The organism is Marinobacter nauticus (assembly GCF_003634635.1).
Lineage (GTDB): Bacteria > Pseudomonadota > Gammaproteobacteria > Pseudomonadales > Oleiphilaceae > Marinobacter > Marinobacter nauticus.
Genome location: NZ_RBJB01000005.1, coordinates 169,941 through 181,918, shown reverse-complemented (window position 1 = coordinate 181,918; position 11,978 = coordinate 169,941). Strand labels below are relative to the sequence as shown.

Here is an 11,978-nt window from a genome sequence, read left to right as displayed (position 1 = left end):
ATTTCACTTCATCAGGCAACACGATTAAGGATGTCATGGGAACGCTGATTCTCGCGGTTACCGCACTTTTCCTCTATAGCGTTGGAACCGCGCTTCAGGCCCTCCATTTACGTGGCAAGGTCCACAGTAACCTGGCGGTTACGACACTGATTGGCGTGCTTGCCCTGATCGGCCATGGCCTGCTCATTGCCCAGACCGTACACCTGGACGGCGGCTTCGACTTCAGTTTCTTCAAGAGCTCCGTTCTGATCTCCTGGCTCATTGTCTTTCTGCTTCTGGGACTAAATCTGAGCAAACCCGTACAAAGCCTGTTCATTGCGGCCTATCCGATTGCAGCACTGACCATTGTCATGGCGCTGATTACCCACACACCGTCTCGTCTGGTGTCCGAAGAAAGCTACGGCATGCTGTCTCACATTGCCCTGTCAGTCACGGCATACAGCCTGTTTACCCTGGCAGCCATACAGGCGGTTTTACTGTACGTACAGAACCGGCAGCTCAAGCGCAACTACAACAGCTTGCTGGTAAGGAACCTGCCACCGCTGCAAACCATGGAGTCATTGTTGTTTGAAATGGTCTGGGCGGGCGTTGTGCTGCTGGTACTCGCCATTGTCACTGGCGCTGTTTTCATTGAAGACCTTTTTGCTCAGGATCTGGCCCACAAAACCATTTTTTCCCTGCTGTCCCTGCTGGTTTTTGTCGGACTGTTGGTAGGCCGCTACACCAAAGGCTGGCGCGGCATCACCGCCAGTCGCTGGACACTGGCAGGCTGCGCACTGCTGATGCTGGCCTTCTACGGCAGCAAGTTTGTTCTCGAGCTGGTTTTCCACCGGGGCGTCTGAGACCCGACCCCCCTTACTGACCTAACCCGCTTGACACCTGTTACCTTCAAATCCTATTTTCGCAACTTATCCTCAATATAAGGGCTGCTCTCTTGAACGAAACATCGCTCACCGCGCTGTTTATTCTACTTGTCGGACTGATCATCCTCTCTGCGTTTTTCTCCAGCTCTGAAACCGGCATGATGTCCCTGAACCGCTACCGCCTGAAACACATAGCGAACACCGGCCACAAAGGGGCCCAGCGAGCGCAAGGCCTGCTTAACCGAACCGACCAGTTGATCGGCGTTATCCTGATCGGCAACAACTTCGTGAACATTCTTGCGTCATCGATCGCCACGGTCATCGCGATTCGCCTCTGGGGCGACGCCGGTATCGCAATTGCCACCTTACTGCTGACGATCGTTATCCTCATTTTTGCCGAGGTCACCCCGAAAACTCTCGCAGCCCTGTTCCCTGAAAAAATTGCCTTCCCGGCCAGTCATATTCTTGGGCCGTTGCTGAAACTTCTGTACCCGCTGGTATGGACGGTCAACCTGTTTACCACCGGCATTCTTCGCGTTCTGGGCGTCTCCTCGGCCCAGGCCTCGGAAGATCATCTCAGCCGTGAAGAACTCAGAACCGTGGTGAACGAGGCCGGCGCACTGATTCCGGCCCGGCACAAAGACATGCTGGTCAGCATCCTGGATCTGGAGAATGTCACCGTCAATGACATCATGGTGCCCCGAAACGAAGTCGTCGGCATCGACCTGGAAGACGACACAGACACTATCCTGCGCCAGCTCAGAAGCAGCCAACACACGCGGCTGCCTATCTTCAAGGGTGACATCAACAACATTCAGGGCATTCTGCACCTTCGCAGCGCGGCCAGGCTGCTGCAGGAGGCAGACATCAACAAGGCGATGATCATGCAGCTGTGCCAGGAACCCTACTTCATTCCGGAGAGCACTGCGCTCAATACCCAACTACTGAACTTCCAGAAAGGCAAACGCCGGTTCGGCATTGTGGTGGATGAATACGGCGATGTACTGGGCCTGGCTACGCTTGAGGATATTCTTGAGGAAATCGTCGGGGAATTTACCACCGATTATGCCGCCACCTCGCCCGACATCATTCCCCAGGACAACGGCACCTTTATCATCGATGGCAGTGCCGCCGTGCGGACGATCAACAAGACCCTGGGCTGGCATCTGCCAACCGATGGCCCGAAAACCCTGAACGGACTTATCACCGAAACTCTGGAAAATATTCCGGACACCAACGTGTGTCTGAAAGTTGGCGGTCATCGTATTGAAGTCCTGCAAATCAAGGACAACGTGGTTAAAGCCGCCATTGTCCACCCCAAACGCAAGAAAAAGCGTGGCCGGAGTTTATGAACCTGATCGCAGGTTAGCGTTTATTCATGTTAATGCAGATCAAAATGCGCTAAATTTATCCAATAATCAGAACAGACAAGAATCAGGCTCGGTCATGTATCCGGTTGAGGCGTAAACAGGAGTCGGCCATGAACAAGCAGTCCGGCATACATTACCTCCGCGAGCACAGGGAAGCGGCAAGCACCCGACCGGTTCCTGCGGAGGTAGCCCGCATCCGCGACACCGTTGTTGCGGGGCTGGGTGATTTGTTGCAGGGGGCTTTCGATGCCGTCGATGATTCACTCTTCGAACTGGCCAACAATGCCCGCAGCAACAATGAACAAAACCGCTACTTCGAAGCCATGCGCGAGATTCGCATCAAGCGCAAGGGCGTAGAGCGTCATTTTCAGAATACGGTTGCCCAGTTCTTTGCCAACCCGCCCCATGCCGGCCAGCTTCCGTCAACCGAAGCCAGCCCGCAGGCCAGTGCCGACACTCTTTCGCTGGTTGGCAATGACGATCTGGAAGAACAGGTTGCCTTCAACGCCATGACCACCAAGGCCAAGGCGCACTTCCAAGGCCCTTTACTGCAATTGCAGGCCCGTTTTACCGAGATCTATCCGGACGCCACCGAGCAGGAGCCGGTCAACCCGATGGCACCGGAGCACCTGTGCAGCGCTTTTACCGAAGCGATTCAGGCCCTCGATATCCAGATTCGCGAACGGCTCATCCTGCTCAAGCAATTTGACCGTTACGTGATCTCCAACCTGGGCATGCTCCTGGATGAAGCCAATCGCATTCTGATCCAGGCCGGCGTTATCCCGAACTTCCGTTATCACGGCAAGAAGAACCAGAGCCAGAAGCCATCTGCAACAGCAGACAGCTCTGCCGAAAGCCCCAGCGAGACGACTGCCGGCTACGATCAACGCCCGGAAGACACCGTACTGTTTGACCAGATCCGTCAGATGCTGGCTCTGCAAAGGTCCAATGCCGGCATGCCCCCACGCAGCGCCGATCCCTCTCTGAGAGTGGTCGGAGGCCGGGAACTGGCCGATATGCTCAACGCCATTCCGCTTCAGCAAAACTGGCCGGAAACCGACGACCTTAGCACGGGTGAGCCCGTAACCGTCGACCTGCGCCAGGTCGTTCAGCAACTGCTGGCTAAGGCCGACGCTCAAGATGGTCGCCAGCCCGCACTGAATGAAGTGGATGAAGATCTGATCAATCTGGTCTCCATGCTGTTCGAGTTCATCCTTGATGACTACAACCTGTCCGCCCCGGTTCAGGTGCTGATCAGTCGCCTACAGATTCCGATTCTGAAGGTTGTGATCAAGGACAAGAGTTTCTTCAGCAAGGCAACCCACCCGGCCCGCAAGCTGCTCAACTCCCTCGCCCGCGCGGGCATTGGCTGGAGCAGCAGCGATGAGAAAACCCGAGACAAGCTGTACGGTCAGATACACAACGTGGTGCAACGAATCCTCAATGAATTCGATGGCAACATTCAGTTGTTCGAAACCCTGAACGAAGAATTTGAGCAATTCCTGGAGCGAGAAAACCGTAAGGCCTCCCTGGTGGAACAGAGAACACGAGAATCGGAACGTGGTCGCATCAAATCCCAGAAGGCCCAGGAAGAGGTGGACCGGCTGTTACGGGAAAAAGTATCCCGTTACCGGCTTCCGGACTCGGTCAGCGATATTCTGATGAATGGCTGGAGCCGGGTTATGTTCCTGGCCTACCTGAAGGACGACACCGAACATCGCTGGCACGAAACAGCACGGGTCGTGGATGACCTGATCTGGTGCCTGCACCCCCATGAAGAAGATGAAGAGCGTGACCAGTGGGTTCGGGTTGTGCCCGGTCTGTTGAAATCACTGCGGGCAGGACTTGAGGAAGTCTCCTACAACGCCACCCGGCTTGATCAGATGATGGGGCACCTGAAGCATGAGCTGGCTGAGGCCTTCCGGACCAACGCCGCCATCGAAGCTCGTCAGGATGCACCGTCGGATGCCGAAGACGAAGCCCCGACCGTGCACCAGACCGCCGTTGAACGGCAACAGGAACTGGAAGATGCTGCGATTGCCGAATATGTGGCCAAGCTCGACACTATCGAAATTGGCAACTGGGTGGAGTTCCGCCTGGTCAACGGCACCAGCTTCCGCTGCAAGCTCTCAGCCATTATTGATGAAGCGGACTGCTTTGTGTTCGTCAACCGTATGGGCCTGAAAGTCATTGAGAAAACCCGTGTTGAGCTGGCTCATGAGATGCGCCGTGGCCGCCTGACGCTGCTCGAACAGGGTGCCTTGATTGACCGGGCCCTGAATGCCGTCGTGGGCAACCTGCGCACAAAAACCGCCTGATATAGATGCCGGACACGGGTTTTCGTTCACCCTCAATGCCGGCATCCTATCGGCTCCTGCTAGCGGTTTCCCTGGCCATACTGGCTCACACTCTGGTACTGGCCGGGCTTCCATCGCCTCTGAAGGAGGCCCGGGAACTGACTCACCGGCTGGTTTTTACGCTGACAACCCCGGCGGCCGTCCCGACACCAGAGAGCGTGGCAAGTCCGGAACCGCCAAAGCCCAGGCACTCCGAGTTCGAGATCCCGCCGGCCGAGCCGGTGGTAACCTCGACAGAATCTACCTTCAGTGCTCCGCCCGAATCGCAAACCGTCACTGCGACACAGCCAGATTCCCCGAAGCGGACAACCGAAAGCACCCAAACCCGGGCAACATCCTTCGAATCCCCTGCATCAGTTGCTACACCTGCATTGACTGCACGTGCAAGCGAGGCCGTAGAAACGCCGGAGCCAGTAACGCAAAAGACTGAGACTCCCGATGAAAGAGACCCTTTTGTCGCAAAACTCTCAAGTCATTTGTCGGAATATCTCTTCCGAGAGACGATTAGGGTGCCTGTAGACTCGGAGGGATCAAAGACATGGATAGCAGAAATAGAACTCAGATTAATGGGAAATGGCGCGGTGACGGGCGCGAAAATCGTTAAATCAACGGACCTAAAGGATGTAGACGCCGCAATATACCGGGCGGCTTTAGAGGCAAGCCCCTATCCCGCTCCAGAGAGCGGGATAGGAGGTCGTTTTACGATAAAGCTTAAATACCGTTACGAGTAGCAGGTTGATCAGGCTTCGGCCTGACCCGCAGCATCCTTGACCATCTTGGCCAGCTCGCCACTTTCTGACATTTCCAGAACTATGTCGCAACCACCCACCAGCTCACCGTTGATGTAGAGCTGCGGATAGGTTGGCCAGCTGGAATAGACTTTCAGGGCCTCACGCAGTTCCTGATTGTCGAGAATATTCACAAACGCAAAGCGCTCACCGCACGCCATCAGAGCCTGAACAGTACGTGCCGAGAAACCGCACTGCGGAGCTTGCGGGGTGCCCTTCATGTAAAGAATAACCGGGTTCTCTTCAAGTTGGCTCTTGATGGTTTCATTGATGTCCATGAACTCATTCCTCTGGTTGGGAGTCAGCTTTGCCGCCAAACGGCCTTTGCGCTTATTGTACACGGGTGCCTCAGGCCTCAACAAACCGTCCGTTTTGACCCAGAACAACAGCACCGCGCCCGGCGTTGTTTTCAGGGTAGCGACGGGCTAGACTTGTTGGCTTTTCCGAACGGGCAGTTTGCTTGAAACAGGGGCCTTTCATGGCAGCAAGACATTTTCTGACACTGAACGACATGACCACGGCGGAACTGGAAGATCTGCTCGATCATGCTTCCAAATTACGCAAAGAGTGGCGTTCAGGCCAGACCAGGGACACCCTTAAAAACCGGGTGCTGGCAATGATCTTCGAAAAATCGTCCACCCGGACCCGGGTTTCCTTCGAAGCCGGCATGACCCAGCTCGGGGGTAGCGCCATGTTCCTCTCGCCCAAGGATACACAGCTTGGCCGCGGCGAACCGATCGAGGATTCTGCCATTGTGATCTCCAGCATGGTCGACGCGGTGATGATCCGTACCTTTGCCCACGAAACGGTCGAGCGCTTTGCCACTGCCTCCAGCAAGCCCGTGATCAACGCTCTCACCGACGAATTCCACCCCTGCCAGCTGCTGGCCGACATGCAGACCTATCGGGAGCTTCGCGGCAGCATCCGTGGTGCCACCGTGGCCTGGATTGGTGACGGCAACAATATGTGCCACTCGTACATAAACGCTGCAGAGCGTTTCGATTTCCACCTGAACGTTGCCTGCCCAGAGGGTTACGAACCGGATCAACAGCTGATCGAACAGCATGCTGACAGGGTGACCGTTGTGCGCGCGCCAGAAGAGGCAGCACGGGGCGCCCAACTGCTGGTCACCGATGTCTGGGCATCCATGGGCCAGGAAGACGAGCAGAAAGCCCGGGAAAAAGCCTTCCGCAGCTATCAGATCAACCCGGCTCTGATGGCTCAGGCCGACAAAGACGCCCTTTTCATGCACTGCCTGCCCGCCCACCGGGGTGAAGAGATTTCGGCAGACATGATGGACCACGAAAGCTCGGCAGTCTGGCATGAGGCGGAAAACCGGCTGCATGCCCAGAAAGCCTTGCTGGAATTCCTGATTCTCAATCGTCTGGACTGATCCATGCCCGAAGCCCTGGTGCCCCCCGCAGACTGGCTGCTGGAAGTAAACAATCTGTCCTGTGGCTACGGCGGTGATTCCGTCGTCAAGGACGTCAGCTTTGCCCTCAGCCACGGTGATATTGGCTGCCTGCTGGGCCCCAGCGGCTGTGGCAAGAGCACCATTCTCCGGGCGCTGGCTGGCTTCCTGCCGATTTCCCGAGGTGAAATCCGCCTGCAGTCACAGGCCATCAGCCTGCCCGGGCGAGCACTGCAACCGGAAAAGCGCAAGATTGGCATGGTGTTCCAGGACTATGCCCTTTTTCCGCACCTGAGCATTGCCGATAACGTCGGCTTCGGTCTGAAGTCATTAAGCAAAGCGGAACGTCGACAAAAGGTCATGGAGTTGCTGAACCTGGTGCACCTCCAGGACCTTGCAGACAACTATCCCCACGAGCTGTCCGGCGGCCAGCAACAACGGGTGGCCCTGGCCCGGGCACTGGCACCAGAGCCAACACTGATCCTGCTGGATGAGCCTTTCTCCAACCTGGACACAGATCTGCGCCGCCGGCTGAGCCTGGATGTGCGGGAAATCCTCAAGACCCTCGGCATCAGTGCCATCCTGGTTACCCATGATCAGCAGGAAGCCTTTGCCATGTGTGATCAGGTGGCGGTTCTCCGGGACGGGCAGATTCAACAGTGGGATGTGCCCTACAACCTCTACCATGAGCCGGCGAACCGGTTCGTGGCCAGTTTTGTCGGGCAAGGTGGGTTTATTCCCGGCAAGGCCCTGGGCCCTGACACCATAGAATCGGAACTGGGCGTCATCCATGGCAACCGGGCCTACAAATGGCAACCAGGCACCCTGCTGGACGTCCTGATCCGGCCGGACGACATTGTTTTCGATGAAGACTCAGAGCTGAAGCCAAAGGTGGTGGAAAAAACCTTTGCCGGAACCTCCACGCTCTATCGTTTCCGGTGTTCAGAAGACACTGAATTTGAGGCCCTGTTCCGGAGCCACCTGGACTTTAACCTGGGTGAGCAGGTACCGGTCCGGGTGGAGGCTGATCACCTGATCGCCTTCGAACGCACCGGCCACTGAACCTCAGTGATTACAGACTCGCTCAACAGCATCCAGCCAGCCGGCATAGAGTGATTCCCGCAGCCCCGGCGCCATATCCGGCCGGAACTGGTGCTCGCATTCCCAAAGCGACGTAATCTGCTCCAGGCTATCGAAAACCCCGGTCTGCAAACCCGCAAGATATGCGGCCCCCAGCGCCGTGGTTTCGGTCACGCTCGGCCGGTCAACCGGCACATTGAGAATGTCCGATAAAAACTGCATCACCCAGTCGTTCACAGCCATGCCTCCGTCGACTCGCAGCGATTCCAGTCGAGCGCCATCGTTGCGAATGGCGCGCACCAGGTCTTTGGTCTGATAGCACACCGATTGCAAACCCGCCGTGACAATCTCGGCAATGCCGGTATCCCGGGTCAGCCCCAGGATTGCACCCCGGGCGTTCGGGTCCCAGTGCGGGGCTCCCAGGCCGGTGAACGCGGGCACCAGATACACCGGATTATTCACACCGACCCTCGCCGCATGCTCCGCCGATTCCCGGGCATGGGAAATCAACCGAAGCCCATCCCTGAGCCACTGCATGGCGGCACCGGCAACAAAAATACTGCCTTCAATGGCATAGCAGGGTTTGCCGTTGAGGCGGTAGGCTACCGTCGTCAATAACCGGTTTTCAGAGCGCAGGGCCTGCTGGCCGGTGTTGAGCATCAGGAAACAGCCTGTGCCATAGGTACTCTTGGCCATTCCCGGCTCAAAACAGGCCTGGCCGATCAAAGCGGCATGCTGATCACCGGCAATACCGGCAATCATCACCGAAGCGCCCAGACATTCGGGTTCCGTCAACCCGTACTCAGCTGCACTGTCGAATACCTCCGGCAACAGAACAGCAGGCACCCGAAACAGCTTGAGCAGCTGCGGGTCCCATTGCTGTGTATGGATATTGAACAGTGCAGTGCGGGACGCATTGGTGGCATCGGTACGATGGTGCTTGCCGCCGGTCAGATTCCAGAGCAACCAGGTATCAATGGTGCCAAAGGCCAACTCACCGGCTTCCGCGCGCTGGCGGGCACCGTCAACGTTGTCCAGAATCCACGCTATCTTGGTGGCAGAGAAGTAGGGATCAATCAATAATCCGGTGCGGTCAACCACCAGGGATTCATGGCCATCCTGGCGCAACTTGGTACACCAGGACGCGGTACGGCGATCCTGCCAGACAATGGCGTGATGAATCGGCTGCCCCGTCGCCCTGTCCCAGATCACAGTGGTTTCCCGCTGGTTGGTAATGCCGATGCCTGCGAGGTCAGATGCCTTAATCTTGCCGTTGTTCAGGGCTGAACGACAGACCGCCAGCGTACTGTCCCATATTTCCATGGCATCGTGCTCGACCCAGCCATCTTTGGGGAAGTACTGGTGAAACTCCTGCTGGGCAACGGCCACCTGAGCGCCTTTGTCATCAAACACGATGGCGCGGGAACTGGTGGTACCCTGGTCTATGGCAAGCAGATATCGGGACATCAAAACCTCCTGTTGTTTTCAGGAGATTTTAACAGGACGGGGATCGAGCGGTGTGACGCGGCGCGGAAATAAAAAAAGGGCCGGAAAAACCGGCCCTCAAATGACGAATGAAACAAGGAAAGTTCGTAAGAACTACAACCTCAAAAGTCATCCCTTACGCTTTGAAGTATTACCCAGGGCTGCGGAGGGTTCAGTTGTGGTTGTGTAGAGCTTTGTTACATCAGGTGAGGTACAGAGCACTGGTTCACAAATCCGGGTCTGCGGGCTTCAGGCGCGGCCAGACCAGGCTGAACCGGGCTCCGCCCAAGACATCACTGCGGCCCACAAACGCCTGCCCACCGTGCCAGTACAGAATCCTGCGAACAATGGACAGGCCCAATCCGTAGCCGCCTGAGGTGCGGGTACGACTGTCATCAAGCCGGGCAAAGGCGGTGAACACCTTCTCCCAATCCTGTTCCGGAATGCCCGGACCATCGTCTTCCACATCAATCCGGCAATTATCTTCATCCAGATGGCAACTCACCCGCACACGGCCTGCGGCATAGCGCGCGGCATTGCCGACCAGGTTCTGAACCGCCCGGTGAATGTAACGAGGCTCCATATCGGCCTGTGCCCAGCGCTCCGAGGCTTCGTCAATCTGACACTCAATGTCGACTCCCTCCCGGATCAGCCGCTGTTCGGAGACAACCTGCCTGACTATATCCGTGACCGAGCCCTCCCGGAGACTGAACACCGGCCCGCCCTGCTCCAGCCGGGCATAGGTCAGGATCTCGTCAATCAGTTCGTCGAGCTCCTGGATGTCGCCATCAATGCCCTCGAGCTGCTTTTCGAGCACTTCCTGGGTACTACCAGATTCAATCATCTGGACGCCGAACCGGATACGGGCCACCGGCGTTCTCAGTTCGTGGGAAACCGCGTGAATCATTTCCCGCTGCACCTGCACCAGGCGCTGGATATGTTCCGCCATTCCATTGAACGAAGCCCCCAGCCGGGACACGAGCGTGCCCTGCTCGGATTCCACCCGGGCTCCCATCTCACCCCGGGCAATACGAATCGCTACCGACTCAACCTTGCGCAGATGACTCTCTACAAAACGCAACGCAAGAAACAGGGCCACTGCCAGCACGCCACCGACAACAGCGGTCAGCAGCAAGATAATCGGCCAGCCCCAGGGATTGAAGGGGGGAGGCAATGTCACCACAACCAACGCGCCTTCCGACAAACGAACCAGCGCCCTGGCACGGTTATCACCGTGTTCAAAAATCGCCAGCCCGGTGTCGCCAAGCCGCTCAAGCGCCTGCTGATCCGGCAGATCCTCGGCCTTCTGAACCAGACGGATATCGAGATTCAGAGACTCTGCCAATTGCTGCGCCACATCCGCACGCTGAGCCGCAGGGCTGGTATCCAGATGCCAACGCACCATCAACGAGATTGCCCGGGCCAGATCCCGGTAGGGTTGCTCCAGATGTATGCCGATCACCTCGCCCCCGAGACCAAGGACATAATAGCCATACCCGCTATCGGTTGACTGCGCCACCACCTGGCCATAGCCCAGGCGCTCAAGCGCAACCTGGGAAAGCCCGAAGTCGGCCGCAACGCCACTGTGCAGACCAAACATCGGGGCCATCCAGTGATACTGACTGAGCGGATCCGGGGCCGCTGCCAGCCAACGCATAACCGGTGTCATGGCCTGCTCATGCCAGTATTGTTCGCGAACGGAGTTGATGCCGTTAAACAGCAGGACGCACACCAGCACGACCGCCGCCGCAATGACAGCAATACGAGCGTAGGCTTTCAGGAAAAATTTCAGGGACATCGGGCCAACCCTGGTAACCGGCGTTGCCACCTTCGGGGCGGCAACGCCTCAGGCGCGATCAGGCTTCCTTGACGAACAGGTAACCCTTGCTGCGAACGGTTTTGATACGGCGCGGGTGGATGGGATCGTCACCGATTTTCGGGCGGATCCTGGACACGCGAACGTCAATGGAACGATCCTGCCCATCGTACTCGATGCCCCGGAGTGCGGTGAAAATCTCTTCCCTGCTTAGCACCCGCCCGGCATTACTGGCCAGCAGCCAGAGCAGGTCGAACTCAGCACTGGTGAGGTCGATACTTTCGTCACTTAACCAGGCTTCACGCATGGAACGATCGACCACGAGGTCGTTGAACTGCAAACGCACCGGCTCCTCCCCGGACGTCTCCTGCCCGCTAACGGGCGAGGTTTCTACCCGGCGCAGCATGGCACGGATGCGGGCGAGCAGAACGCGCGGTTGGACCGGTTTGCCAATGTAGTCATCCGCGCCCATTTCCAGGCCCAGGACCTGGTCCAGGTCGTCTGTCCGGGCGGTGAGCATAATAATGGGGCCATTGAAGAACGGCCGTACCCGCCGGCAGATGGACAAACCATCTTCGCCAGGCAGCATCAGATCCAGAACCACAAGATCAGGCTGCTCGTTGCGGATCCGCTCAACAGCGGCTCCCCCGTGGGTTTCCAACGACACTGTCAGGCCATTGTTCTCAAGGTACTCGCGGGTCAGATCCGCAAGCCGCTCATCGTCCTCTACGATCAGGATTCGCCAACTCTCGTTTGTTTGTTCCACGCCATCCATCTCTGATTATTTTATTCCGGTTTCAGGGTTGTA

The 11,978-nt window shown here is 57.2% G+C and carries 9 protein-coding genes; 5 read left to right on the top strand and 4 right to left on the bottom strand.

Going from position 1 to position 11,978, the window contains the following annotated elements; translation table 11 throughout:
• Positions 1-35: 35 nt before the first annotated feature.
• The 3 genes from C7436_RS15825 to C7436_RS15815 all read left to right on the top strand — a co-directional run bounded on the left by C7436_RS15825 (position 36) and on the right by C7436_RS15815 (position 4,551).
• Positions 36-842: a cytochrome C assembly family protein gene (locus tag C7436_RS15825; RefSeq protein WP_014420738.1), complete on the top strand. Its 807-nt coding sequence runs from the start codon at positions 36-38 to the stop codon at positions 840-842.
• A gap of 92 nt (positions 843-934) precedes the next feature.
• Positions 935-2,215 (top strand): HlyC/CorC family transporter, encoded by a 1,281-nt coding sequence (locus C7436_RS15820; protein ID WP_121208418.1) that lies wholly within the window; start codon positions 935-937, stop codon positions 2,213-2,215.
• Between the two features lie 128 nt (positions 2,216-2,343).
• Entirely contained in the window at positions 2,344-4,551 is a 2,208-nt protein-coding gene (locus tag C7436_RS15815; protein ID WP_121208417.1) for a DUF1631 domain-containing protein, read from the top strand.
• A 778-nt stretch (positions 4,552-5,329) separates the two neighbouring features.
• Here the strand turns inward: C7436_RS15815 and grxD are convergent.
• The gene (grxD, locus tag C7436_RS15805) at positions 5,330-5,656 is read right to left on the bottom strand and encodes a Grx4 family monothiol glutaredoxin (RefSeq protein WP_014420735.1); all 327 of its coding nucleotides are present in this window, start codon (positions 5,654-5,656) and stop codon (positions 5,330-5,332) included.
• 200 nt (positions 5,657-5,856) lie between these two features.
• Here grxD and argF point away from each other — a divergent pair, with 200 nt between their 5' ends.
• Both argF and C7436_RS15795 read left to right on the top strand, forming a co-directional pair.
• Positions 5,857-6,771, top strand: a complete 915-nt coding sequence (gene argF / locus C7436_RS15800) for an ornithine carbamoyltransferase (RefSeq protein ID WP_023008850.1) — start codon at positions 5,857-5,859, stop codon at positions 6,769-6,771.
• Between the two features lie 3 nt (positions 6,772-6,774).
• Positions 6,775-7,851, top strand: coding sequence for an ABC transporter ATP-binding protein (locus tag C7436_RS15795; protein ID WP_011785781.1), 1,077 nt, complete (start codon positions 6,775-6,777; stop codon positions 7,849-7,851).
• A 3-nt stretch (positions 7,852-7,854) separates the two neighbouring features.
• Here C7436_RS15795 and glpK read toward each other — a convergent pair whose 3' ends face one another.
• The 3 genes from glpK to C7436_RS15780 form a co-directional block, all read right to left on the bottom strand.
• Entirely contained in the window at positions 7,855-9,336 is a 1,482-nt protein-coding gene (glpK, locus tag C7436_RS15790) for a glycerol kinase GlpK (RefSeq protein ID WP_121208415.1), read from the bottom strand.
• 244 nt (positions 9,337-9,580) lie between these two features.
• Entirely contained in the window at positions 9,581-11,152 is a 1,572-nt protein-coding gene (locus C7436_RS15785) for an ATP-binding protein (RefSeq protein WP_121208414.1), read from the bottom strand.
• A 58-nt stretch (positions 11,153-11,210) separates the two neighbouring features.
• Positions 11,211-11,945 carry a response regulator gene (locus C7436_RS15780; protein ID WP_011785784.1) on the bottom strand — a complete coding sequence of 245 codons (735 nt, stop codon included), beginning with the start codon at positions 11,943-11,945 and terminating at the stop codon, positions 11,211-11,213.
• Positions 11,946-11,978 lie beyond the last annotated feature (33 nt).

Excerpts from the sequence above, each read along its gene's own strand:
- glpK (WP_121208415.1), bottom strand. The coding sequence starts at position 9,336 with ATGTCCCGATATCTGCTTGCCATAGACCAGGGTACCACCAGTTCCCGC.
- C7436_RS15815 (WP_121208417.1), top strand. The coding sequence starts at position 2,344 with ATGAACAAGCAGTCCGGCATACATTACCTCCGCGAGCACAGGGAAGCG.
- C7436_RS15785 (WP_121208414.1), bottom strand. The coding sequence starts at position 11,152 with ATGTCCCTGAAATTTTTCCTGAAAGCCTACGCTCGTATTGCTGTCATT.
- argF (WP_023008850.1), top strand. The coding sequence starts at position 5,857 with ATGGCAGCAAGACATTTTCTGACACTGAACGACATGACCACGGCGGAA.
- grxD (WP_014420735.1), bottom strand. The coding sequence starts at position 5,656 with ATGGACATCAATGAAACCATCAAGAGCCAACTTGAAGAGAACCCGGTT.
- C7436_RS15780 (WP_011785784.1), bottom strand. The coding sequence starts at position 11,945 with ATGGATGGCGTGGAACAAACAAACGAGAGTTGGCGAATCCTGATCGTA.
- C7436_RS15795 (WP_011785781.1), top strand. The coding sequence starts at position 6,775 with ATGCCCGAAGCCCTGGTGCCCCCCGCAGACTGGCTGCTGGAAGTAAAC.
- C7436_RS15825 (WP_014420738.1), top strand. The coding sequence starts at position 36 with ATGGGAACGCTGATTCTCGCGGTTACCGCACTTTTCCTCTATAGCGTT.